This is a genomic window from Nocardiopsis sp. CNZ308 (assembly GCF_004217075.1).
Map to the genome: position 1 here is coordinate 4,470,929 of NZ_SHKJ01000001.1, position 25,997 is coordinate 4,496,925.

The window sequence follows — 25,997 nt, forward strand, 5'->3', positions numbered from 1 at the left end:
GAACGGTTTTCATTTTCAAAAACGGAGAAACGGGATCGCCGTCGCACCCCCCGCCGAAGCGCTGCCGTCCCCCGCGGGCGTTTCGGTCCGGCGGGAGCGCGCGACAGGGCGGCGCCTCCGACGGCAAGCCGTTCCCACTCGCGTAGAGGACTCGACACATGCCTGAACAAAGGACGCTCACGCCGGCCTCGTCCGTCGGCGAACTCCTGTCCTCCTACAGGGCGGGGGACGTGTTCCTCTCGGCGGCCACCGGTGCGCTGCACACCACGGGGGTGGCGGCGGTCTCGGACGACGTGCACGGACTCGACTCGCTGCTCGGCGACGCGGGGCCCGAGGGCCTGGTCGTGGGAGCCGTCCCCTTCGACCCGCGACGACCGGCCCGGTTCCTGCTCCCCCGGACGGTGCGCCACGCACCCGAACCGCCGAAGGGCTGGGCGTCGGCCCTGCGACGGCGTCCCCTGCCGGGGGAGTGGGGGTCCGCACCGGTGCCCACCCCCGGCGAACACGGGGTGTCGATGGAGCGGACGGCCTCACCGACGGCGGGCGGTGACGGGCTGGACACGGCGGTGTCGGCCAGAAGCCTGCGCATGGACAGCACCTCACCGGTCGATCCGGCGACGGTGCTGAACAACCTCCTCTGGTGGGACCCGGGCGCGTTCGTCTTCGCCTTCGACCTGCCGGGACAGGGCGGAGGGATCCGCACCCTTCTCGGAGCCAGCCCGGAGCTGCTGGTCTCCAAGCGCGGGGACCGGGTGGTGTCCAACCCGCTGACCGGCTCCGCTCCGGGCAGCGCTGATCCGACCAAGGACTACCGCAGCCGCGAGAGACTGCGGGCTTCGGCCGAGGGCAGGCGTGGGCACGCCGTCGTGGTCGACGCGGTGGCGGAGTCGCTGAAGCCCTACTGCCGGACCCTGTCCGTGCCGAGGAAGCCCGAGGTGGTTCGCACCGTCACCGGGTGGCATCTGTCCACCCGGGTCGAGGGGACGCTGATCGATCCGGATACTCCTGCCCACCTCCTGGCGACGGCCCTGCGCCCCACCCCCGCCGTGTGCGGCCTCCCCCCGAGGCCGGAGTCCGGGACGATCGGCGAACCGGAGCCGTTCGGCGGGGGTTTCCACACCGGAGCCGTCGGCTACAGCACGGCACGGGGCGACGGGGATTGGGCCCTCACCCCCGGTGGTGCCGAGGTCTTTCCGAAGAGGATCGACGTCTTCGCGGGCGCAGGCGTCACGGCCGGTTCCGGCCCCCGGGCCGGGGCGGCGGAGGGCACCGACAGGATGCGCGAGCTCCTGTTCGCGCTGGGCGTGCGCTGAGAGCGCTCCCCAGCCCCGGCGGACCCCGCCTCCACCGCCGCGGGGAACACCCCTTCCCCGGCGGCGGGGGCGGGGATCAGCCGACAGGGCCGCTCCGGACGCGCCACGTCTGGGGGATCCGTGAGCGCGGGTACCGCCCCGCCGTCCGTGACCGCGTGGCGGCTGGCGCGCCGGACCGCGCCCCCGGGCGGCCGCGGACGGTGAGCCCTCCGCGAAGCCGACTGGCCCCGGTCGGCGGGGGCCAGTCGGCCGGGGGCTCAGTCGGAGGGCCGCCGCCCCAGGGCGAGCACGGTCGGATGGACCATGTAGTAGCCCGGGGCGTCGAGGACGTAGTCCGGATGGCCCGGGGTCAGGAGCCGCTCGACTTCGGCCACCTCCTCACGGCTCAGACCCGCGTCGGTGCCGCGCTTGAGCACCGACTCCCGCATTTCCGGCCAGACGGCGTTCTCCAGGTAGGGGCGCACGGTCGGGTCGGCGTCGATAGGCGAGCCCACCCTCGGGAAGACGCTCACGCGCACGTCGAGCAGCCCCGCGGCGGCCATCCAGGCGGTGTGGCGCTCGTAGTGGTCGGGCCCACCGGAGGGGAGCCCCCAGTTGAGTTCGGAGGCGGTGCGCGCCGCACGCTCCAGTCGTGAGCGACCGGGCAGGAACACGGCCTGGTAGTAGTTGCTGGTGAACAGCCCCAGCAGGCCGCCGGGGCGCAGGGCGCGCGCGGCGCGCGCGACAAGGGCCCCGGGGTCGTCGAAGTTGCCGGGCCAGACCACGTCCGAGGCCCAGACCGCCTCGAACCCGTCGCCGGATTCGGCGGCCTCGTCGAGTACGTCGACCAGGTCGGCGGCGCGTACCTCGACCCTGTCCGCCACCCCCTCGGACCGCGCGTGCTCCCGGGCGAGTTCCAGCACGTCGGGATTGCGGTCGACGGCCAGGACCCGGGCCTGCGGACCGGCCGCCCGGGCCAGCGCCACCAGCCCGCCTCCGGCGCCGGTGCCCGCGTCGAGCAGGCGCGTGCGCCCGGACAGGTTCATCGCCCCGACCGCCTGTTCGACGGCGGGGGCGACGAAGGCCCGGTTGGCGAGCAGGTAGGGGACCAGTCCGTTCTGTTGGATGTCTGTCAAGGAACGACCACCTCGGCTGTCTCGGATGGGGGACGGTCGCGCTCGCCCGTCGGCACGGTCACGGCCGTGAGGCGGGCACGACGTGCGGCAGGACGCTGGCCAGTTTCTCCCTGGTCTCCTCGAACTCGCGTTCGGGGCGCGAGCCCTCCACGATCCCGGCGCCGGCGCGGAGCCAGGACCGGCCCTGTTCCTCGTAGACCGCGCGCAGGACCAGCGCGGCGTCGAGCTCACCGCCGGAGGTGGCGGTCACCACGGCTCCGGAGTACAGCCCGCGCTCCTCCTCCAGGCGGGTGATCGCCTCGATCGCCGCGGACTTGGGAATCCCCGACGCGGTGATCGCCGGGAACAGGGCCTCGAAGGCGTGCCAGGGAGTGGCGTCCTCGTCCAGGCGCCCCCGGACGGTGGACGCCAGGTGCTGGACACTGCCCCGGACGGAGACGCCCATGAACTCCGACACCGCGACGGAGCCCGGCGCGCACACCGAGCGCATCTCCGCGACGGCCTCGCGGACCGATATGGCGTGCTCGTGGATCTCCTTGGGGTCGGCCTCCAGCTCGGCGCGGGCGGCGCCGTCCCGCGCCTCCCCGCGCCCCGCCGCCCGGGTGCCCGCGAGCGGGTTGGTCAGGACCTCGCGGTCGGGTCCGACCGTGACGACCAGTTCGGGGCTGAAACCGGCGCTGCGGAGCCCGTCCAGATCCAGCAGGAACGACCGCGCCGGGGTGTTGGCCCCGCGGCCGACCGCGTAGGTGGCGGGGAGGTCCACGGGCGAGGGCAGCTCGACCTTCCGGGAGAGGATCACCTTGTGGTAGTCGCCGCGTCCGATCTCGCCCAGGGCCTCGTCCACGAGTGCGCGGTAGGCCTCCGCGCCGGCTCGTGAATCGGCCGGGACGCGGTCGCGCACCGGATCGGCGGCCCGCTCGCGCAGGACGGAGAGCGCTTTCGCGCGCATCTGCGTCTCGCCCCCGCTGATCCGGGCGCCGTCGGCGGTGATGCGGACCTCGGTCTGGGGCACGATGAGGCGGGCGAGCCGCGCGGACGCGCCCGGGGCCGACGAGTGGACCCCGCGCGACCGGAGCGCGAAGTCGAACCCCACCCAGCCGTAGACCCGCCAGGAGGGGTCGGGCAGTCCGGCCAGGGCCGCGTCCAGGGCGTCGGCCGGGCTGCCGGTGTAGTCGCGGGAGTCGGCGGTCCCGTCGGCGCCTCGGACCGTGACCCGGTCGCTGTCGAGGTCGATCCCCCACCGCACACCGCCGCCGAAGAGCCAGACCCCCTCGCGTTCGTAGAGGACGTACTCGGGGAAGAGCCCCGATCCCGCGAGCCGGGCGGCGGCCGCGGCGGGATCGAGCGGTCCCTCGACCTGTTCGGTTGCACGACTGCTCACGGACGTCTCCTCGCCCGGGGCGCCCCGTAGGCCGCGTCTGGTGTACCCGTGGTCAACATTCTTCTCCGGTCTTGTGTCGGGGCCAGCGAGGACGCCCGCGTCTTCGTCGCCCACCCGCGGCCGCCCACCCGCGGCCCGGTGCCGACCAGCCCCGGTCCTTCGTGTTCGAGGGGACGTCGACCGGGGGCGGCCGGCGTCTCTCCGTGCGGGGCGGGGAGGGGGAGGCGGCGGGGGAAGCGCGTCCGGGGTTCAGCCCGAGGTGAGTTCGATCGCGCCGGAGGGGCAGCGGTCGACCGCGTTGCGCACGTGCGCGTGGTCGCGGGGGTCGGGCCGGTCGGTGCGCAGACGCACGAGCCCGTCCTCCTCGCCTTGGTCGAACACTCGGTCGGCGGCGACGACGCATTGACCAGCGCCGATGCAGACCTCGGGGTGGACGGTGATTCGCACGTGGGGACGTCCTCTTCACTGTGGAGCGACCCGGGCAGGGCCGCCGAACGCCCGAAGGCGCTTGTGTGATCGTAAATGATAATCATTTTCGCCAGAAGCGTTCATCCGTGTGGCTGAGGTCGCAACGCCTTACGTGTCGCTCCGGTCGCGAGAAGTGACGAGGGACCTCATCGGATCCGCTCGCGCAGGGCGTTCTTGTCGACCTTGCCCACGGGGGTCAGGGGCAGCGCGTCCACGGTCTCGATCCGGTCGGGGGCCTTGTAGCCGGCCAGGCCCCTCCCGCGCAGGAAGGCACCGAGTTCGCGGACCGTGGGCCGGGCGCCCGCGCAGACCAGGAAGGCGACCGAGCGCTCACCGAGGTCCGGGTCGGGGGCGGCCACCAGGGCGACCGCCGACACGTCCGGGTGGGCGAGCAGCTGGCCCTCCACCTCCGTGGCGTCGATCTTCTCGCCGCCGCGGTTGATCTGGTCCTTCACCCGGCCCACGACGTTGATGTGGCCGCTGGGGTGGAGCCGGACGAGATCGCCGGTCCGGTAGAACCCGTCGGGCGTGAAGTGCGTGGTGGCGAGTTCGGGGGCGCGGTAGTAGCCGCGCAGTGTGTAGGGGCCCCGTGTCAGCAGCTCGCCCACGGCGCCGACGGGCACGGGGGCACCGGACTCGTCGACCACCCGTACCTCGTCACCGGTCGAGATGGGGCGCCCCTGCGTGGTGCACACCAGCTCCTCGGGGTCGTCGAGGCGGGTGACGTTGATCAGGCCCTCGGCCATGCCGAACACCTGCTGCAGGAGGCACCCCAGCGTCGGGCGAACGCGTCGCGCGAGGTCGTCGGCCAGCCGCGCTCCCCCCACCTGCAGGACCGAGAGGCTGTCCAGCTCCGCTGAGCCCGGAGCCCGGTCGGCGTAGGCCTCCAGCCACACGGGCACCATCGGCGGACTGAGCGCCGTGACGGTCACGCCCTCGCGCTCGATCAGGGGGAACACCGTTTCTGGGGCGGGGCTGGGCGCCATGACCACCGTCGCGCCCACGGTGAGCGCGCCCAGGACCCCCGGGCAGGACATCGTGAAGTTGAAGGCGACGGGCAGTACCGCGAGGTAGACGCTGTCCGGGGTCAGGTCGCAGGCGGCCGCGGCGGCGCGGGCGTTGTAGGCGTAGTCCCGGTGCGTGCGCGGGATGAGCTTGGGCGTCCCCGTGGTCCCTCCGGAGAGCAGGAGGAGTCCGATGTCGCCGGGGTCGGGGCGCCCGGAGCCGGGAACGCGCTCACCGGACGCGCCGGAGCGCAGCTCCTCGAAGCCGACGGCGTCCTCGACCCCGCCGGTGTCACCGACGACGATCACATGGCGCAGCACCTCGTGCTCCTCGCGCATGGACGCGGCCAGCGGCCGGTAGTCGAACCGGGCGTGGCGGTCGGCGACCGCGTAGCCGACCGCGCCGGTGACCCGCAGGAGGTGGGAGATCTCGTGCCCCCGGTGCCCGGGCATGGCGTGGACCGGGATCGCGCCGAGGTACTGCAGCCCGAACCAGAGCAGCAGGAACTCCGCCCGGTTGGGCAGCTGCACCACCACCCGGTCGCCCCGGCGCAGCCCCCGCCGGTACAGCCCGGCCGCCACCGTTCCCGCCTCCGCGGCCAGCTCGGCGTAGGACCACCGGCGCTCGCCGTCGACGAGCGCGACGGCGTCGGGGCGCTGCTGCGCCTGGCGCGTCAGCAGGTCGGCCAGGACCTCCTCGCGCCAGAACCCGGCCGCTCGGTAGCGCTGACCCGCCTCCTCCGGCCACCCCGGCCAGTCCTGCTCCCGAGCTGTTACGGGCATGTTTGCGCTCTTGGTCATCTCTGCTCCTTTTGCGTTCTATGCCACACATAGGGGGGATCGCGCTCCGTGTGGGGCTTAGGATAAAAAAGATAACGGTTTTCGTTTTCAAGCGAACCATCGGCCCCCGGTCCCCGCCGGATCCAGGTCGGCCCCCCAAGCCCGCCGCGAGTCAAGGAGACGATCACGCGTGTCGCTGCCAGCCGATCCGCCAACGGTGCCCACGACGGAAGAGGAGCTGCGCGCCGCGGTCGCCGCGCTGGTGGACATCCCCCCGGAGGAGGTCGGCCCGGACGACGACCTGTTCGAGCTCGGCCTGGACTCCATCGCCCTGATGCGCCTGGCCTCGCGGTGGCGGCGCGCCGGCTTGGGGGTCGGCTTCGACGAACTCGCGGAAGCGGCGACCCTGCGCGGCTGGCGGCAGCTCCTGGCGCCGACCGCTCCGGCCCGGGAGTCCGGCTCCGAGGAGCGGGACCCCGGCGGCCCCTTCCCGCTCGCCGCCATGCAGCACGCCTACTGGATCGGGCGCCAGCCGGGCCAGCCCCTCGGCGGGGTCGGCGCGCACTTCTACGCCGAGCTCGACGGTTCGGGAGTCGACGCGGCACGCCTTGAGGCCGCGGTGACGGCGCTGCGCCGCCGCCACGGAATGCTGCGCGTGACCGTGCTCGACGACGGCCGCCAGCGCGTCCTGGACCGCCAGCCGGAGCCCGCGCTGACCGTGCGCGACCTGCGCGAGGAGACGGCCGAGCGGGTCGACCGGGAGCTGGCCGAGCTGCGCGAGTACTACACCCACCGGCGGATGGACGTCGAGCGGGGCGAGGTCTTCGACCTCGCGCTGACGCTCCGCCCCGGCGGCGCCACCCGGTTGCACATCGACCTCGACATGCTGGCGGCCGACGCCGCGAGCATGCGGGTGCTGCTGCGCGACCTCCAGACGCTCTACGCCGACCCCGACGCGGACCTCGCGGAGATCCCCCTGGACTACCGCGCCTACCTGAGCGCGGCCGAGACCACCCGGGCGAGGGAGCGCGAGGAGGACCGCGCCTGGTGGAGCGAGCGCCTGGAGTCGCTGAGCGCCCCGCCGTCCCTGCCCACCGTCGTGGACCCGCTCGACCCGGACTCCTCCTCGCCGCGCTTCCACCCGACCACCCGACTGCACCACTGGCTCGCCCCCGAGCGCAAGGAACTGCTGATCGCCGCCGCACGCGGCCACGGGGTCACCCCCGCCGCCGCGTTGGCGGCCGCCTTCGCCGAGGCCCTCGGGGCCTGGAGCGACTCCCCGAGATTCCTGCTCAACCTCCCGCTGTTCCACCGCGACCTGGACCTGGAGGGAGCCGAATCGCTCGTCGGCGACTTCAGCAGCTCGATCCTGCTCGACGTCGACCTCACCGAGGAGCGGACCTTCGCCGAGTCCGCTCGCCACGTACAGACCCGCCTGCGCACGGCGGCCGCCCACGGTTCCTACTCCGGTGTCGAGGTGCTCCGGGACCTCTCCCGCGCCTCCGACGGCGTGCCGGCCCTGGCCCCCGTCGTCTACACCAGCGCCCTGGGCCTGGGCGAGATCTACGACTCCGAGGTCAGGAGCGCCTTCGGCGATCCGGTGTGGATCATCTCCCAGGGCCCCCAGGTCTGGCTGGACGCCCAGGTGACCGAACTCGACGGCGGGCTGCTCCTGAACTGGGACGTGCGGCACCGTGCGTTCGAGCCCGGCGTCCCCGAAGCCGCGTTCGCGGCCTACCGCGACCTCGTCGACGACCTCGTCGACGACGCCTCGGCGTGGGACAGGCCCGCCGATCCGCCCCTGCCCGAGGCCCAGGCGCGCGTGCGCGAGGCGGCCAACGCCACGGACGCGCCGGCCGTGACCGAACGGCTGCACGAGGGCTTCTTCCGCGCCGCACGCGAGAACCCCGCAGCCGTCGCGCTGGTCCCCGACTCCGGTGAACCGGTGACCTACGCCGCGCTCGCCGATCGCGCGGGCCGTGTCAGCGCGCTGCTGTCGGAGGCGGGGGTGGTACCGGGCGAGGCCGTGGTGGTCAGTCTGCCCCGCGGCGTGGAACAGGTCGCCGCGGTGCTCGGAGTCCTGGGCGCGGGCGCCGCCTACATCCCCGTCGGGGTGGAACAGCCCGCGGAGCGGATGGCGCGCGTCCTGGACGCGGCCGACGCCTCGGCCGTACTCACCGACTCCGCGCACGCCGCCCGGTTCACCGTCGCGGCGAGGGGCGGCCGACAGGGGACACCGGTCGTGCGGATCGAGGACGCGGACCGGTTCGCACCCGCGCCCCCGGATCTCGGGCAGCCCCTCGACACGACCGCCTACGTCATCTTCACCTCTGGTTCCACCGGGGTTCCCAAGGGCGTGGAGGTCGCGCACGCGGCGGCCATGAACACCATCGCCGCGCTGAACGACCACTTCGACGTGGGGCCGGGGGACCGCGGCCTGGCACTGGCGGACCTGGACTTCGACATGTCCGTCTACGACCTCTTCGCCCCCCTGTCCGCGGGAGGTTCGGTGGTCCTCGTGGGAGACGAGTCCCGCCGCGACGCCCACCACTGGGTCACGATGATCCGCGAGCACGGGGTCACGCTCCTGAACTGCGTGCCCGCTCTGCTCGACATGGTGCTGACGGCCGCCGAGTCACGCCCCGGGGGCCTCGGCGACCGGCTGCGGTTCGTGCTGCTCGGCGGTGACTGGGTCGGTCTCGACCAGCCCGCGCGCCTGCGCGCCCTGGTCCCGGGCGCCCGGTTCACCGCCCTGGGCGGGATGACCGAGGCCGCCGTGCACTCCACGGTGTTCGAGGTCGACCGGGTCGATCCCTCGTGGGCCTCGATCCCGTGGGGGAGGCCACTGCCCAACATGCGCGCCCGGGTCGTGGACCACCGCGGCCGCGACCGCCCCGACTGGGTGGCGGGTGAGCTGTGGGTCAGCGGCGCGGGCCTGGCGACCGGCTACCGCGGCGACCCCGAGCGCACCGCCGACAAGTTCGTGACCGACCGGGGCCGCCGGTGGTACCGCACCGGGGACCGGGCGCGCTACCGGTCCGACGGCGTCCTGGAATTCCTCGGCCGCGCCGACCACCAGGTGAAACTCCGCGGACACCGCATCGAACTGGGCGAGGTCGAAGCGGCCGCCGCCTCCTGCGCGGTGGTCACGGCCGCGGTCGCGCTCATCACGGGCACACCGCGCAGGCTCGCCCTGGTGGCGGCCGGGAAGACGGGCCCGGCGGCCGAGGCGGAGCTCCGCGCCGTTCTGGAACGCAACCTCCCCTCCTACATGGTCCCCTCCCAGACCGTGCTGGTGGACGAGCTCCCCCTGACCGCCAACGGCAAGCTCGACCGGCGGCGCGCCGAGGCGCTGACGGCGGCCGTGACCGGCCGCGCGCCCGAAGGCGACCTCCCCGAGGACCGCTCCCCGCGGGGGTGGGCCGAGACCGTGGTGGCCGAGGTCTGGGGCGGGCTCCTGGGCGTCGAGGCCGTCCGGCGCGACGACGGGTTCTTCGCCCTGGGCGGCGACTCGCTGCTGGCGACCCGGATGATCGGTGCTCTTCGGGAACGGGGCGTCGGCGGGGCGCGGGTCGCGCACCTGTTCGCCTCGCCCGAGCTGGCCGACTTCGCCGCCACGCTCACACGGCAGGAACCGTCCGCCAACGTCGTCCTGGGGGAGGGCGATCCGGCCAACCGCCACCAGCCCTTCCCGATGACCGACGTCCAGAGGGCGTTCTGGATCGGGCGCGACAGCAGGCTCTCCCTCGGGGGCGTGGGCACCTACCACTACAGCGAGTTCGACGGCGCCGACTTCGACCTCGACCGCTTCGAACGCGTGTGGGCGGCCCTGGTGGACCGGCACGAGATGCTGCGCGCCGTCTTCGACGAGGACGGTAGGCAGCGCATCCTGCCGCAGGCGCCACCGGCCACGGTGGCGGTCACGGAGGTCGGCTCCGAGGCGGAGGCGGCGGAGGCCCTGGCCCGGCTGCGCGAAGAGGCCTCCCACCTGAGCATCGACCTGACCCGGTGGCCCCTGTTCGAACTGCGTGCCGTGCGCTACCCCCGCGGCGGCGAGACGCGCACGCGCCTGGCGATCGGTCTCGACTACATCGTCCTCGACGCCGCGTCCATCATCGCCCTGTACGGGGAGCTCGACCGGCTCTACAGCGACCCCGGGGCGGAGCTGGAGCCCATCGACGTCTCCTTCCGCGACTACGTCCTGCACTCCGAACCCGACCCCGACTCGGTCGAGCACGCGCGCCAGCACTGGACGCGCCGGCTCCAGACGCTGCCTCCGGCACCCGCCCTCCCGTTGGTCGCAGACCCCTCCACCGTCGAGCACCCCCGCTTCACCCGGCGCCAGCGCCCCGTCCGCGCCGAGTCGTGGGAGGCGATCACCGACAAGGCCCGAGCACACGGTCTGACACCGTCGGTCGTCCTGCTCACCTGCTACGCCGAGGTCCTGTCGGCGTGGAGCGACCACCCGGACGTGGCGGTCAACCTCACCCTGTTCAACAGGCAGCCGGTCCACCCCCGCATCGACCTGATCATGGGCGACTTCACCTCGGTCTCCCTGCTCGGGTACGAGCCGCGCACCGGGGAGCCCTGGTCGGAGGCCGCCCACCGCCTCCAGCGCGTCATGAGCGAGGACCTCGACAACCGCGAGGCCTCCGTGACCTGGCTGCTCCAGGAGCTCGCCAAGCGCACCGGCGCGGTCGACGCGGCCATGCCCGTGGTCTTCAGCAGCTCCGTCGGAGTGGGCGACCGCACCGTCAAGGACCTCTCCGACGGCTTCCCCGAGAAGGTGTGGGGCATCTCCCAGACCCCGCAGGTGCTTCTGGACAACCAGGTCACCGAGTCCCACGGCGGTGTCATGGTCACCTGGGACGCCATCGAGGAGCTGTTCCGTCCCGGCGTGCTCGACGCCATGTTCGACGCCTACAACGCGATGCTGGCCTGGCTGGCCGAGAACGACTGGGACACGGTCGCCCCGCCGGTGCTGCCGCGCGCCCAGGCGGACCTGCGGCTCTCCGCCCGGGGCGCCGCCCCCGCCGCCCCGGAGGGCACCCTCCACGGCGAGGTCCTGCGCCGGGCACAGGAGCGGCCGGACCTTCCCGCCGTACTCGGAGCGCCGGAGCACGAACCCCTCACCTACGGCGGGCTCGCCGAGCGGGCGGCCCGGGTCGCGGGCGGCCTGGCGGAGCGGGGTGCGGGCCCCGGCGACGTCGTCGCCGTCGCCCTGCCCTCCGGAGTCGACCGGGTCGCCGCGATCCTGGGAGTGCTCTCCGTCGGCGCGGCCTACCTGCTGACCGACCCGGGGGCGCCCCGCTCCCGGCGCGAATCCGACCAGCGGGCGGCCGGGGCCCGCACCGTGATCGTCGGCCCCGGGCGCGCGGAGGGGCCGGACCAGGCCGACATCGGGGACCTGGCCGCCGCCGAACCCCTGCGGGGCGCGGTCGCCGCCGATCCCGGAGCACCGGCCTACGTCACCGTCGGAGCAGGTCAAGGCGGCACGGACCCCGCCGTCGAGTTCGTCGAGCACCGGTCGGCGGCGGCGACGATCGCGGCGGTGCGCGAGAGGTTCGGCGTCGACGCGCGGGACCGGGTGCTCGCGGTCGACCCCCCGGCGGCCGGAGTGGACGCGTTCACCGTGTTCGGTCCGCTCGGCGTCGGCGGCGCACTCGTGTGCCCCGGGGCCGGGGGGACGGACGACGCGCACACCGCGGTCGCGCTGGCCGCCGAGCACGGCGCGACGGTGTGGAACGGCCCGCCGATGCTGCTGGACGAGCTGATCGCGGCGGCCTCGACCGGGGAGGGAACGCCGCTGCGCGGCCTTCGCCTGGCGCTCGTCTCGGGTGACCGGGTGAGCACCGGCCTGCCCGGGCGCCTGCGCGGGGCCACCGGTGGCGGAGGCAGGCTCGTGGCGCTGTACGGCGGCCGCGGTGTCTCCGGCTGGGCGAGCGCCGTCGAGCTCGACGGGGGCGCGGACCGCTCCGCGCCGTCCGGGACGCCTCTGCCGGGCCACCGGTTGCGCGTCCTGGACTCCGTGGGCCGGGAATGCCCCGACCAGGTGATCGGCGACCTCTGGATCGGCGGTCCCGCCGACCCGTCCGGGCCGGTCCCGCCTGGAGCGTCCGAACCGGTCGGGCGCCTGCGCCCGGCGGGTGTCCGGGCCCGGTACCTGCCGGACGGCACGGTCGAGTTCCTCGGCCCCGAGCCGCAGGCCGTGCTCAGCGGTCGCCGCGTCGACCTCGGCGCCGTCGAGAGCGCGGTCGAATCCCACCCGGACGTCGTCCACGCGGCGGTGGTCACCGCGGGAGAGGGACGGGAACGGCGGCTCCACGCCTTCGTGGTGACCGCTGACGGCCAGGAGGCGGACGGCCTCTCCCGGCACCTGGCCGACCTGCTGCCCCCCTTCGCCGTGCCGGCCCGGTTCACTCGGCTGCCCCGCCTGCCCCTGACCGCCGCGGGCGCCGTCGACCGCGGCGCGCTGGCCGAAGCGGCCGTCGCCGAGGAACACGCCGCCTCGGGCCCGCCCACGGGGGAGACCGAGATCCGGATCGCTGCCCTGTGGACCCAGATCCTGGGCACGAGGGCCGAGCACCGCTACGCCGACTTCTTCGCCGCCGGCGGCGACAGCCTGAGCGCGCTGCGCCTGGTCACCACCACGGGCGAGGCGTTCGGCGTCGAGATCTCGGTCCGTTCGTTCCTCACCGCGTCCACCCTCGCCGACCTGGCACGACAGGTCGACCACGCGCTCGCCTCCCGCGACGACGAAGAAAGCGGAGTCCTATGAACGCCCATCAGATCGTTTCCGAAATGGAGAAGGACGGCATTCGGCTCTGGGAGGACGGCGGTGCCCTGCGGTTCCGAGCCCCCAAGGGAGTGCTGACCGAGGAGCGCAAGGCCCTGCTGCGCGAGAACCGTGCCGAGGTCCTCGCCCATCTGACCGCGCGCCGCAGCGCCGCCCGGATCACCCCCGATCCCCAGGAAGCCCACACCCCCTTCCCGCTGACCGACATCCAGGCCGCCTACCTGGTCGGCCGCGGCAGCGCGTACGGGTACGGCGGAGTGGCCTGCCACGTCTACGTCGAACTCTCCTTCCCGGCCGACACCGACCCGCAACGGCTCCAGGACTCCTGGTGGTCCGTGGTGCGCCGCCACGGCATGCTGCGCGCGGTGGTCCACCCCGACGGCTTCCAGGAGGTGCTTCCAACGATCCCGGAGACGCCGGTGCCGACCGCCGACCTGCGCGGTGCCGCCCCCGCCGAGGTCGAAGAGCGTGTGGACCTGGTGCGTCGTGAGCTGGCCTCCAGGGTTCCCCCCACCGACGTGCCGCCGCTGTTCGAGCTGCGCATGACGCGCTGCGACGACGAACTGATCCTGCACCTGTCGATCGACCAGCTCATCGTCGACTACGCCAGCCTGCTGCTGGTCCTGTCCGAGCTGGAGGACACCTACCTCGGCCGGGAGGGCGAGCCCCTGGAGATCGGGTTCCGCGACTACGTCCTGGCGCGCCGCAACCAGACCCTGACCGGCGAGTACGACCGGGCACGCGACTACTGGACCCGACGGCTGCCCACCCTGCCCCCCGCCCCCGACCTGCCGCTGCCCGCGGACGGCGGGCAGGTCGGCGCCTTCCGGCGCTTCGAGGAGGTGCTGAGCGCCGAGCAGCGCGCGTCCTTCGAGGCCAACGCCGTCCGCGCGGGCGTCACCGCCTCCGCCGCCGCGATGGCCGCCTACGCCGAGGTGCTGGGCCGCTGGAGCCGCAGCCCCCGCTTCACGCTCAACGTCCCCACCTTCACCCGCCTGCCCCTGCACGCCGACGTCGACCGCCTCGTGGGGGACTTCACCTCCGTCGAGCTCCTCGCCGTGGACCTGCGGCCCGCGCAGACGTTCGCCGAACGGGCCGCCACCCTGCGCGACACCCTGCTGGAGGACCTGGAGCACTCCCTGTACACCGGGAGCCAGGTCCTGGCCGACCTCACCCGTCGCAGCGACAGCGACACCGTGCTCATGCCGGTCGTGTTCACCAGCACGCTCGGCTCCGCGGCGGCCCGCCGCCCCGCGGCCGCGATCCGCCACGCCCAGACCCAGACCCCCCAGGTCTGGCTCGACTGCCAGGTCATGGAACGCGCCGATGAACTCGCCCTGAGCTGGGACGTCCGTGAGGGGGTCCTGGGCGGTGACACCGCCGCCGACCTCTTCGCCGCCTTCGCGGCCCTCATGACCCGCCTCGCGGAGGATCCGGACGCCTGGAACGAGGCGGCCCGGATCGAGCTGCCCGAAGCCACCCGCGCCGTCCGTGAGCGGGTCAACGACACCACCGCTCCGGTGCCGCGCGCCCTGTTGCAGGACGGGGTCCTCGCGGCGGCCGAGCGCGACCCCCAGCGCGTCGCCGTCCTGGACCGGGACCGCTCGCTGACCTACGGTGAGCTGGTCGCGCACGCGACGGCTGTCGCACGGGCGCTGGGCGCCAGCGGCGTCGGCGCGGGCGACCTCGTCGCGATCACGATGGAGAAGGGATGGGAGCAGGTCGCCGGTGTCCTGGGCACCCTGCTGGCGGGAGCCGCCTACCTCCCCCTGGACACCACGCAGCCGCCGCAGCGCCGCGGGGCGATCCTCGCCGATGCCGGTACCTCGGTGGTCCTGACCCAGTCCTGGCTGGTCGAGGAGGGCGAGTGGCCCCCGGGGTGCAGGACCGTCGCCGTCGACGCCCTCCCTCCCGTGCCCGGTCCCGCGCCGCGGCCCGACACCGGCCCCGACGACCTGGCCTACGTCATCTACACCTCGGGTTCGACCGGCGCGCCCAAGGGCGTCATGATCAGCCACGCCGCGGCGTTGAACACGATCACCGACGTCAACCGCAGGTTCGGCGTGACCGCCGACGACCGTGTCCTCGCGCTGGCCCAGCTCGGCTTCGACCTGTCCGTCTACGACATCTTCGGCCCCCTGGCGGTGGGGGCGGCCGTGGTGCTGCCCGACCCCGCGCGTCGCGGCGACCCCTCCGAGTGGATCGAGACCGTCCGGAACAGGCGGGTCACCTTCTGGAACTCGGTACCGGGACAGCTCCAGATGGTGCACGACTACCTGCGCGCCGACGACCCGCCCCTGCCGTCCCTGCGTGTGGCGCTGTTGTCGGGGGACTGGATCCCCACCGCCCTGCCCGAGGCCGTGCGCTCCTGGGCCCCGAACATGGCGGTGCACAGCCTCGGCGGGGCCACCGAGGCCTCCATCTGGTCCATCCACTACCCGATCGACCGGGTCGACCCCGCCTGGCGCAGCATCCCCTACGGCAGGCCGATGGACAACCAGACGTTCCACGTCCTCGACACGGCGCTGCGCCCCTGCCCCGACCTGGTCGTCGGTGAGCTGTACATCGGAGGCGTCGGACTGGCCCAGGGCTACTTCGGCGACCGGGAGCGGACCGAGGCCCGGTTCATCCGGCACCCGGAAACCGGTGAGCGCCTCTACCGCACCGGTGACATGGGCCGCTACTGGCCCGACGGGGTGATCGAGTTCCTCGGACGCGAGGACCAGCAGGTCAAGATCCGCGGTTACCGGATCGAACTCGGCGACGTCCAGGCGGCGGTGGAGTCGCTGCCGGAGGTGGGCGCCGCCGCGGTCGTACTCACCGGCGGACGCGGCACCGCGCCCACGGGCGCGGGTCAGAGCCTGACGGCCTTCGTCGAACCCGCCCGTCTGGACACCCCCCTCCCCATCCCCGAGACGCTGGTCCCCGCCGTCCGGAACGCCGCCCGGGAGGTCGGGCAGCGGGTGGACACCGCGGGGCTCGCCGCGTTCCGTGCCGCGCTCAGCGAGGCGGCCGCGGCTTCCGTCGCCGACACGCTCGCGCCGGTGTTCGCCGACGGCGGCGCGTACTCGCCGGAGGAGGTGTGCGACGCTCTGGGAGCGGCCCCCGCGCACCACCGGCTGGTACGGCGCTGGCTGAACGGACTCGTCGAGGCCGGACTCCTGGAGCGCACGCCCCAGGGGAGGCTGAGCGGCCTGAGGGCCCCCGGTCCGCAGGCCACCGACCGCGCCTGGGCCGAGGCCGCCCGGCTTGAGGGCAAGGCGGGGTGGAGCACCGAGCTGTTCGCCACGGTGCGTTCCAGCGCCGAGCGCCTGTCCGACCTGATCACCGGCCGCGAGGAGGCGGCCCGGCCGTTCTCCGGAGCCGATCCGCAGGCGCTGACCGCCGCCTACGCGGAGAACGCGAGCTCCTCGGCACTGCGTTCGGTCCTGGCCGCCGCGGCCGCCGAGATCGCCCGGACCCGGGACACCTCGGACCCGCTGCGGGTCATGGAGGTCGGGCTGCGCGGCGGCGGGGTGGCCGCCGACCTGCTGTCCGCCCTCTCCGACCACCCGGTCGACTACCTGGCGACCGACGGGTCGGCCCAGAACCGCTCCGCGTTCGAGCGGGACTTCTCCGACGACCCCCGGGTGCGCTGCGCCGCCTTCGACCCCGCGCAGGACCCGGCCGAACAGGGGCTGGCACGCAACTCCGTCGACCTCCTGGTCTGCGTCGGCGTCCTGGACAACCTCCCCGACGCGCACGCCGCCCTGGAGCGGCTCTCCACCCTGGTGGCCCCGGGCGGGTGGATGCTCCTGCTGGCCAACACCGATGACGACGACTACGCGCTCCGCGTCTCCGCGGAGTTCATGGCCGAGCACGCGGGGCCGTTCACCGACGTCCGCCAGGAGCGGGAGCAGACCTTCCTCCGCCACGAACAGTGGCGGGAACTGCTCGGCGACGGCGGCCGCCGGATCGCCGCGGAGTTCCCCGAGGACCCCGAGACGGCCCGGGCCTTCGGCCAGCACCTGTACCTGGTCCAGGCCAAACCGACCCAGGCCCCGGTGGCGGTGGAATCACTGACGCGCCGCAGCCACGAGCTGCTCCCCGAGTACTCGGTGCCCGCGCACTGGGAGATCGTCGACGCCCTGCCGAGAACGGAGAACGGCAAGCTGGACCGCGGTGCGCTGGAGAGGAGGTCGCTCCAGCTGGGAACCGGTTCCGCGGAGGAGGCCGGTGACCAGACGCCCCGCGACGACCTCGAACGCGCACTGGCGGACCTGTGGGCCGAGCTGCTCGAAACGGAGCGCATCGGACGCGACGACGACCTCTTCGCGCTGGGCGGGGACTCGCTGCTGGTGGCCCGGATCGTCGGGCGGCTGCGCGACGGGTTGGCCGGGCACGAATGGGACCTCGAATGGGAGGTCGTCCTGCGCCACCTGCTGCGCCGGCCGACCGTCGCGGGCCTGGCGGCCTACCTGCGCGAACTCTCCGCCCCCGAAGCGGAGGAGGAGGCCGAGAACTCGCCGCTGGTGGAGCTGATCGCGCCCCGGCCCGGCGCCCCGGTGACCGTGCTCGTGCACGCCGGAACGGGGACCCTGCTGCCGTACCGGCCCCTGGTGACCCGTCTGCGCGCCCGTTCCACCGCGGGACACGGGCTGGTGGGCCTGGAGCTGCCGGCACCCGAGGACTTCCGCAACGCCGACCCGAACGGGCTCATCGACCGCACGGCCGCCGAGTACGTGCGCGCCCTGATCGACGCCGGGCACACGCGGGTGGACGTCGTCGGCTACTGCGTGGGCGGGGTCATCGCCACCGAGGTGGCCCGTGGGCTCGCCGAGGCCGGTGCCACCGTCCGGAGCCTCACGGTCATCAGCAGCCACAGCCCGACCTTCCGTATCGACGACGAACTGCTCTCCGAGTACTCCTTCTCGCTCATGATGGGCATGGACCAGGCCCACATCGGGTTCCCCGACGACTCCGACCGCGTCGGTGAGGCCGTCTCCGCCCTGCTCGAACGCTCCCCGGAGGCCGTCCTGGACGGCGCGATCGCCGACCTGGACGGGGAGTTCGCCGATGTCGGGGCCTCCTTCGAGGCTCTGGAGGAGCTGCCCAGGATGGCCCGGGTGAAGCGCATGTGCGAGGCGCTGCCGCCCGAGCTGGCCGACACCTACCAGCCCGAGGGCCTGCTGCGGGCGCTGCGCACCTACCAGCAGAGCATCTTCGCGCTGAGCCGGCACCGGGCCGAACCCTACGCGGGCGACATCACCTTCCTGCGGCACAACGGCGCCTACCCCTTCCCGGGAAGCGCCGACACCATCGCCGACCACTGGGCGCGGATCTGCCTCGGCGAGCTGCGCACCCGCGACATTCCCGGCGAGCACTTCACCTGCATGACGGGCCAGAACGTCCCCACCGTGGACGACCACCTGCACGAGATCATCGAAGGGAAGACGTCATGATCGGCCTCATCGGCGCCTCGGGCGCGGTCGGCCGCCACACCGCCGCCGCCCTGGCCGAAGCCGGCGCCGGGCCGCTGCGCCTGGGCGCCCGGCGTCCTTCCGCCGTCCCCGCGGGCCCCTGGCCCGAGGGCAGCGAGACCGTCGCGGTCGACGCCCTGGACCCCTCCTCGCTCGCCCGGTTCAGCGAGGGCTGCACGCTGCTGGTCAACTGCGCCGGGCCGAGCTACCTGCTCAAGGACACCGTCGTCCGGGCCGGGCTGAGCGCGGGCGCCGACGTCGTCGACGTCCTGGGGGACGACCCCGTCCACGAGTCCCTGACGGAGTCGGGCGCGGTCGGGCCGGACCGCTGCGTCGTCCTGTCGGCCGGGACCGTTCCCGGCCTGGCCGGCCTCATCCCCCCCTGGCTCGCCGGAGCCGACCCCGCGAGGGGCCCGGCGCGCAGGATGACCGGCTACGCCGGCGGGCTGGAACACGCGACCGAGAGCGTGGCGGCCGACATCGTCCTCTCCCTGGACACCGGCGGGGCGGGCGGCGAGCGCTTCGGCCGCCCCCTGGCGGCCTGGCGACACGGCCGCCGCGCCGACAGGGTCCTGCGGGTGGCCGACGGAGCCGAAGTCCCCTACTTCCCCCACCGGGTCGCCCTGCACCCGCTCCTGACCGCCGAGGTGGAGCGCCTGGCCGCGCGGATGGGCCTGGCCGAGGCCGACTGGTACAACGTCTTCCCCGGAACGCAGGTGCGCGAACTGTTCACCGCGCTGCCGACGCTGCCCATGGGCAGCGCCGGGGAGCGGGCCGCGGTGACCGAGCGCATCCGGCGCGCCGCCGAGGTCGACGCCGCGGGGAGCGTGCCCTACTACCGCCTGGTGTTCAGCCTCTCGGGGCGGGACTGGGCCCGTACCTGCGTCGTGTACAGCGAGAGCAGCTACCGGCTCACCGGCGCGGTCGCGGCGCTCGCGGTCCTGGACGTCCTGGCCGGACGCGTCGGCAGGGGGCTGCACTACGCCGCCGAGGTGATGGACCCGCAAGCCACGGTGACGGCGCTCAGCGCGAACGGGGACGCGGAGTTCGCGGTCCACGAGCACGCCGCCGCGCTGCCCGCCCCCGGGGACGCGGACGCCGCCGTCGAGGACGGTGCCCTGTGAGCCCCCGGACGCCGCTGCGCGCCGTCGTCTGCGGCACGAACTTCGGCCGCCTCTACATCGACGCCGTCCAGCGCCACCCGGAGTTCACCCTGGCCGGGATCCTCTCCACCGGCAGCCGCTACTCCCGGGAACTGGCCGAACGGCACGGAGTGCCCTGCCACACCGCCCCGGAGGAGCTGCCGGACGACATCGACGCCGCGTTCGTGGCGGTTCCCGCCGCGGTCATGGGAGGCCGGGGCTCGGAGCTCGCGCGCACTCTGCTCGACCGGGGGGTGCACGTGCTCCAGGAGCACCCGCTGCACCCCGACGAGCTCTCGGAGTCCCTTCGCGCGGCACGGCGCGCCAAACGGCAGTTCCAGGTCAACACCCACTACCCGCACGTGGCCCCGGTGCGCGGCTTCATCGAGGCGGCCGCCAGGCTGAGGAAGCGGCAGCGCGTCCTGTTCGTCGACGCCGCGGCCCCGGTCCACGTCCTGGCCCCCCTGGTGGACATCCTGGCCCGGGCCTTGGGCGGCACACGCCCCTGGCGGCTGGGCGATCCGGCTCCGGTGCCCGGGGACGTCGCCGCGGCCGCCAACGGGGAGGCGCCGTTGAGGCTGCTGCACGGCGCCATCGCCGGCGCCCCGCTGACGCTGCGGGTGCACAACCAGCTCCACCCCGGCGACCGCGACAACCACTCCCTCTTCTGGCACCGTGTGGCGGTGGGCACCGAAGGGGGCGTCCTGACCCTGGCCGACACGCACGGCCCCGTGCTGTGGCACCCGCGGGTGCACTCCCCCCGCGACGCCGGGCACCGGCTGGTGTTCACGCCCGGGGCCGGGGCCGAAGCGCTCCGACTGCCCGCGTCGGCGGTCCTGGACCGGGTGGACCCCGCGCCCCGGATCTCCGACATCTTCTCGGAGCTGTGGCCCGCCGCGATCGGCGAGGCACTCGACGGCTTCGCCTCGGCGATCGCCGAGGGCGGGGACCCCCTCCGGTCGGCCCAGCACGACCTCGCGGTCTTCGCGGTCTGGCGCGACCTGATGGCGCGTCTGGGGCCGCCGGAACTGATCCGTCCCGCCGACCCCGAACCCCTGGCTCCCGCCGTGCTCGCGGGACCCGGTGCCCCGGACACGGCGGGGTCCGCCGGTCCCCGGGCCGGGGGGACCCGCGCGGCCCCCGCCGGTGAACCGGCCCGCCCGCACGCGGCGGACCTGTCGGACTACAACGAGGCCGCCGAGTTCTTCGACCTCGGCGCGCGAGAGCACACCGCCCGCACCGGACCCGCGGTCGTCGCGTGCCTTGCGGGGATCGATCCGGCCGCGGGACCCCTGGTGGACATCGGTGCGGGCAGCGGACTGGTCACCCGGCAGGTCGCGCGGGCCTACCCCGACTGCCGCCTGATCGCCACCGAACCCGCCGCGGGGATGCGCGCCCTGCTCACGGCCCGGGTCGGCGACGACCCCGACCTCGCGCGGAGGGTGACCGTCCTGCCCCACGCCGCGGAGCGCCTGCTGGAGCCGGGAGTCCTCCCCGAACGGCTGAGCGGGGTCGTGGTCTGCGGTGTGCTGGGCCACCTCGAACCCGACCTCCGCCGCGAACTGCTGCTGGGGCTGGCCCGGCGCCTGGCGCCCGGGGCCCCGATCGTGGTCGAGCTGACGGGGATGCGCGAGCCCACGACCATCCGTCCGACGCTCCTGCGCCACGCCGAACTCGGAGACCAGCGCTACGAGTGGTGGATGTCCGCGGAACCGGACGGCCCGGACCGGATGCTCCTCGACACCGAGTGGCGCGTCTTCCGCGGGGAGGAGCCCGTCCGCGAGGTCCGGGAGCAGTACCGCTGGTACACGCTGGAGCTCGCCCAACTCGCCCGGGAGTGCGGTCTGCGCCTCACCCCGCCGCCCGCGCCCCACGCCGAGAGCGTGCCCTACCTGGGTACGCTCACGGCGCGGGGGGACGGTTCGGTCACCACGTGACGAGTACCCGTTCGGGCCCGAAGGCGATTCCGTCGTGACGGAAGCGGACCGACGCGAACGGCTCGGCCGCCCGCAGCCCGGGCATCCGGTCGACCAGGGTGCCGATGGCGACGCCCAGTTCGAGGCGGGCGATGTTCTGGCCGACGCACTGGTGGATCCCGTAGCTGAACGCCACGTGGGTCCTGCCGGTGCGGTCGAAGTCGATCCGCTCGGGGTCGGGGAACACCGCGGGGTCGTGGTCGGCCGCCGCCAGCAGCGGGATGATCCCGTCGCCGGCGGGGATCACGGTCCCGCCGACCTCGATGTCCTCGGTCGCCGTGCGCAGCGCGATGGAGTCGCCCACGGAGAGCGCCCGCAGGAGTTCCTCGACCGCCTGCGGGAGCACCGCGGGGTCGCGCTGCAACCGGTCGAGCAGGTCGGGACGTCGCAGCAGCGCGAGCACGCTCAGCGCGATCTGGTTGGTGGTGGTCTCCCATCCCGCGACGATCAGGATGCTGATCGTGGTCACCAGCTCCTGCCGGGTCAGCTCGCCCGACCGCAGCCGCTCGTGCACCAGTCGGCTCAGCAGGTCCTCGCCGGGGTCGCTCTCCTTGGCGCGCACGGCGTCCTCCACCACGGCGCCCAGCGCGCCGATGCCTTCGCTGGCGCCCTCGGCGGTGCTGCCGCCCCCGCCGAAGACCTGCGAGCCCAGGGTCTCGGTGACGCGCCGAAACAGCTGGTCGCCGCGGCGCAGACCGATCAGTTCGCACATGACGGTGCTGGAGACCACGTGGGCGAAATGGGTCACCAGATCGGCCGGCGGTCCGTAGGCCAGCAATTCGTCGATTCGGTCGTCGACGATCCGCTGGATATCACGGCGCATCCGCCGGGCCTTGCGCACCGTCATCTCCGCCAGCAGCATCCGGCGGAACCGGGAGTGCTCGGGCGGGTCCATCCGGATGAACGGCGTCGTCTTCGTTCCGGCCTCCTGTTCACCCTCCACCAGCGCGGGGAAACCGGGGCGGCGGATGTCCGCGCTCACGCGGGGGTCGGCGAGTACCGAGCGGACCTCCTGGTATCCGGTGACGACCCAGGCCGTGCGGCCGGTGGGTAGGCGCACCTGGGCGACGGGCCCCCGTTCGCGCAGGTCGGCGTAGGCGCTCGGTGCCGAGAACGGGCACTCGCGCGGCATGGGAAAAGCCGGAAGCCTCGCGCGGTCGGCGTCGGACATACGCACACCAGCCCTTCTGTGCAGGGTTCAAAAACGGCAGGAAAAATTTCGGAGAAAGGGAGAAGCCGACTGGTCTTCACTGATAACTTTACAGCGCGCGGATGCGATTTCCAACCCGATTGGAAATATGCGATCCGAGATCAATGTCACCGGTGTCGCCAATGGCGGCGCCATTAAAAGCCATTCTCTTTTCTCCGGAACAGATCGCGAGGAGTGGAATTCCCATGGACCTGCGGCATTCGCCCATCAGCCCGTGGCTGCGTAGGCCCCAGCACCGCCCGCGCGCGGACGTGCGGCTCGTCTGCCTGCCCCACGCCGGGGGGTCGGCCTCCTCGCTGCGCCCGTGGCAGTACCTGCTGCCGCCCGGTATCGAGGCGCTGACCGTGCAGTACCCCGGGCGCGAGGACCGGTTCGGGGATCCCATGGTCGACACGATGCCCGAGGTCGTCGACGCGGTCGTGGACGCGCTCGATCCCCTCCTGGACCGCCCCTACGCGCTCCTGGGCCACAGCATGGGAAGCGCCGTGGCCTACGAGGTGGCCCTCGAAGCGCGCCGGAGGGCGATCCCGGCCCCGGTCCGGCTGTTCGCCTCGGGGCGGCCCGCGCCCCTGCACGTCAGGCCCGGCGACGTCCACCTGCGCGACGACGAGCACCTGGCGGCCGACCTGACCCGGCTGGGGGGCACCCCGCCGGAGGTCCTGGCCGACGAGGAGCTGCGGACCGCGGTCCTGCGCTACGTGCGCAACGACTACCGGCTGATCGAGACCTACCAGCCCACCCGGGCGGAACCGCTCGACATACCCGTGCACGTCTTCGTCGGCGCACAGGACCCGGAGTGCTCCGAGGAGGCCGCGGCGACCTGGAAGACCACGACGACCGGTGAGGTCACGACCGAGGTGTTCCCGGGCGGCCACTTCTTCCTCGCCCAACAGCGCCGCCTGGTCGCGGCGGCTGTCGCCCGCGCCCTGGGCCACGCACCGACCGAGACGGCGCCCACCTGGCCCAGCACACCCTGACGCCACTACGACAAGGGAGATCACCATGGTCGCCGACTACTACACGGCCTCGGCCGAGTTCTACGAGATGGTCGCGGCACGCCATGTGCGCACCAGCGCCGGACCGCTGCGCGCGGCGCTGGCCGGGGTCGTCCCCGGCACGGGCCCCGTCGTCGAGATCGGAGCCGGCACGGGCCGCATCACGGAAGTGATAGCGGAGGCCCTGCCGAGTGCCTCGATCATCGCCGCGGAACCGTCCGCGCCCATGCGGGCGATGCTCACCAGCCGGGTCGTCGGCAACGACGACCTGCGCCGACGCGTGACCATCAGCGCCGAACCCGCCCAACACCTGAGGCTGCCCGACCGGGTCGGCGCGGTCGTCGTCTTCGGAGTGGTCGGTCACCTCACCAAGGACGAGCGGCTGGCGCTGTGGCACGAGTTGAGGGCCCACGTCCCGCCCGGTGCGCCGGTCGTCGTGGAACTCATGGGCACCGGTTCCGCCAGGGCCGTTCCCCCCTTCCGCATGCTGCGGGAGCGCATCGGCGAGCAGACCTACGAATGGTGGACGCGGGCCGAGCCCGTCGAGGGCGCCGAGACCGAGGTCCTCCGGTGGGAGACCACCTGGAAGGTCCTCCACGGCGACACGCTGGTGCGCAGCACCAGCGACACCTACGTGTGGGAGAACCTCAGCATCGCCGGGCTCGCGGAGGAAGCCGGTATGACCGGGCGCCTGGTCGGCGATCCCGGTCTGCCCGGAGCCCCCGAGATCGGCGTCCTCACCTTTCCGGAGCCCGACCGGGGCCGCTGACCGGTCCCGTCGGCGGCGCCCCCGCCCTCCGGGGCGGGGGCGCCGTCCCCGCCGGGGTGCGGCCGTGTCCCGCTGGCGGGGCGGCTGCGCCCCGCCGCGGCTACCGCCCCCGGGCCCGAGGCGGGCCGGTTCCGGGACGCCACCGGAGCGGTGTCAGTGCACGTACGGCCATCCGGCGGAGTCCCAGCCGAGCCAGTTGACGCCCAGCAGCGCCGTGCCGTCGTCGGCGTAGTAGTGGTAGGCGAGGATGTCGTGGTCGGTGTCGGCGAAGACGTCCTGGTGGCCGGGGCCGTGCACACCGCCGTGGCCGGACAGGACCTCGGTGCCGCCGCCCGCGGTCATGGCCCTTCCGGCGCGGTCGCGGTAGGGGCCGGTGACGCTGGTGGAGCGGCCGACCATGATGCGGTAGGTGCTGTCCGCTCCCCGGCAGCACAGGTCGAAGGAGACGAACAGGTAGTACCAGCCGTCGCGCTGGAAGAGGGTCGGCGCCTCGACGGCGTCGCCGCCGCGGCCCGCGATCGAGTGCAGGACGCGGTCGCCGCGCTTGCCGGTCGCCGGGTCGATGCGCACCATCTTGATCCCCGACCAGAACGAGCCGAACGCCAGCCACCAGCGGCCCTGGCCGTCCACCTCCAGGTGGGGGTCGATGGCGTTGAAGTCGTCGGAGGGGAACGACTCGATGACCAGGCCCTCGTCGCGCCAGGTGCCCGAGTCCCCGCTGGTGCTGGTGGCCAGGAAGATCGCGGACCGGTTGGAGCCGAAGGTCGAGGCGGAGTAGTAGAGGCGGTACCGCCCGTCGGCGTGGGACAGGTGCGGGGCCCACAGGTTGCGTGCGCCGCCCGTGTAGGGGCTGGTCCAGGGGGCGCCGCCGGGGAAGGCCGGGCCCGCGTCGCGGAAGGCGGTCCGGTCGGCGGAGGTCTTCAGGGCCAGGTCGTCGCCGGTGTGGGCGACCAGGTAGCCGCCCCCGGGCCGCTTGACGAAGGACGGGTCGTGCACCCGGACGTCGCCGGTCACGTGGCCGGGTCCGGGGTAGTCGGCGGCCGCTGCGGGCCGGGCGCCGACCGCGTCGGCGGCGGTCGTGGTCGCGGCCAGCGCTCCCGCGGCCAGGGCGGAGCCCAGCATTCTTCGGCGGGAGAGGGTTCGCGGGTGTTCCGTCATGGGGAGCCTCCTCGGGCTCGGTTCTGGGGGGTGGGTGCCGCTGTGAGGCCGTGTTCCGGGTCGCGGAGTGTCCCGGAGCGGAGGGGCCCCGGTCCGGGAAGCGCCTGGATACCAGGGGAGACGGGTTCCGCGTCGCCGTGCGAGGACGTGTCATCCATGTGTTGTTAGCGCTAACAATGCGTGCCGCGGGAGCGGCGTGCTGCGGAGGCCGGAACGGGGGGTCGTGCGGGCGCGGAACGGGCCGCGCGTCGCGGTCCGCCCTCGGGCCGTCCGGGTGCGGGGGTGGTCCACCGGAAGTCCGTGTCGGCACCGGGGGTCGTGTGCCGTGGGGTGGGGCGGCGTGCATGGTGCGCGGTGGCGGAGGCGTCCCGTCACCGTGCGTGCATCGTAAGGTCGCGGTCGCGCAGCGTCAACCCTCCTTCGCGCACTGT

The 25,997-nt window shown here is 73.9% G+C and carries 13 protein-coding genes; 7 read left to right on the forward strand and 6 right to left on the reverse strand.

Annotation, left to right across the window (positions count from 1 at the left end):
• Window positions 1-158 precede the first annotated feature (158 nt).
• Entirely contained in the window at window positions 159-1,313 is a 1,155-nt protein-coding gene (locus EV372_RS19290; protein WP_130397111.1) for a chorismate-binding protein, read from the forward strand.
• Window positions 1,314-1,570: 257 nt separating this feature from the next.
• Here EV372_RS19290 and EV372_RS19295 read toward each other — a convergent pair whose 3' ends face one another.
• The 4 genes from EV372_RS19295 to EV372_RS19310 form a co-directional block, all read right to left on the reverse strand.
• On the reverse strand, window positions 1,571-2,428 hold the full coding sequence (locus EV372_RS19295) for a class I SAM-dependent methyltransferase (RefSeq protein WP_130397112.1): 858 nt from the start codon (window positions 2,426-2,428) through the stop codon (window positions 1,571-1,573).
• Window positions 2,429-2,486: 58 nt separating this feature from the next.
• A complete protein-coding gene (locus EV372_RS19300) occupies window positions 2,487-3,809 on the reverse strand; it encodes a salicylate synthase (protein WP_130397113.1) in 1,323 nt (440 codons plus the stop codon).
• A gap of 249 nt (window positions 3,810-4,058) precedes the next feature.
• Window positions 4,059-4,256 (reverse strand): (4Fe-4S)-binding protein, encoded by a 198-nt coding sequence (locus tag EV372_RS19305; RefSeq protein WP_130397114.1) that lies wholly within the window; start codon window positions 4,254-4,256, stop codon window positions 4,059-4,061.
• Between the two features lie 167 nt (window positions 4,257-4,423).
• Window positions 4,424-6,082, reverse strand: a complete 1,659-nt coding sequence (locus EV372_RS19310) for a (2,3-dihydroxybenzoyl)adenylate synthase (protein ID WP_130397115.1) — start codon at window positions 6,080-6,082, stop codon at window positions 4,424-4,426.
• A 169-nt stretch (window positions 6,083-6,251) separates the two neighbouring features.
• Between EV372_RS19310 and EV372_RS19315 the strand changes: the two genes are divergently transcribed.
• From EV372_RS19315 to EV372_RS19330, 4 genes are read left to right on the forward strand one after another with little or no spacing between them, the layout of a single operon-like run.
• Entirely contained in the window at window positions 6,252-12,839 is a 6,588-nt protein-coding gene (locus tag EV372_RS19315) for an amino acid adenylation domain-containing protein (RefSeq protein WP_486484401.1), read from the forward strand.
• The gene (locus EV372_RS19320) at window positions 12,836-18,298 is read left to right on the forward strand and encodes a non-ribosomal peptide synthetase (protein ID WP_130397117.1); all 5,463 of its coding nucleotides are present in this window, start codon (window positions 12,836-12,838) and stop codon (window positions 18,296-18,298) included. Before EV372_RS19315 ends, EV372_RS19320 begins: the two co-directional genes overlap by 4 nt.
• Complete coding sequence (locus tag EV372_RS19325; RefSeq protein WP_130397118.1) at window positions 18,295-19,440, forward strand: NAD(P)H-binding protein; 1,146 nt, start codon at window positions 18,295-18,297, stop codon at window positions 19,438-19,440. Before EV372_RS19320 ends, EV372_RS19325 begins: the two co-directional genes overlap by 4 nt.
• Window positions 19,437-21,395 carry a Gfo/Idh/MocA family oxidoreductase gene (locus tag EV372_RS19330; protein WP_130397119.1) on the forward strand — a complete coding sequence of 653 codons (1,959 nt, stop codon included), beginning with the start codon at window positions 19,437-19,439 and terminating at the stop codon, window positions 21,393-21,395. The genes EV372_RS19325 and EV372_RS19330 overlap by 4 nt, the downstream gene beginning before the upstream one ends.
• Here EV372_RS19330 and EV372_RS19335 read toward each other — a convergent pair.
• A complete protein-coding gene (locus tag EV372_RS19335) occupies window positions 21,385-22,605 on the reverse strand; it encodes a cytochrome P450 (RefSeq protein ID WP_165436074.1) in 1,221 nt (406 codons plus the stop codon). The genes EV372_RS19330 and EV372_RS19335 overlap by 11 nt on opposite strands.
• Before the next feature lie 224 nt (window positions 22,606-22,829).
• Between EV372_RS19335 and EV372_RS19340 the strand changes: the two genes are divergently transcribed.
• Together EV372_RS19340 and EV372_RS19345 are read left to right on the forward strand one after the other, a co-directional pair.
• On the forward strand, window positions 22,830-23,621 hold the full coding sequence (locus EV372_RS19340; protein WP_253797165.1) for a thioesterase II family protein: 792 nt from the start codon (window positions 22,830-22,832) through the stop codon (window positions 23,619-23,621).
• 25 nt (window positions 23,622-23,646) lie between these two features.
• Complete coding sequence (locus EV372_RS19345; RefSeq protein WP_130397120.1) at window positions 23,647-24,408, forward strand: methyltransferase domain-containing protein; 762 nt, start codon at window positions 23,647-23,649, stop codon at window positions 24,406-24,408.
• A 153-nt stretch (window positions 24,409-24,561) separates the two neighbouring features.
• Here EV372_RS19345 and EV372_RS19350 read toward each other — a convergent pair whose 3' ends face one another.
• Window positions 24,562-25,566, reverse strand: a complete 1,005-nt coding sequence (locus EV372_RS19350; protein WP_130397121.1) for an arabinan endo-1,5-alpha-L-arabinosidase — start codon at window positions 25,564-25,566, stop codon at window positions 24,562-24,564.
• Window positions 25,567-25,997: the final 431 nt, after the last annotated feature.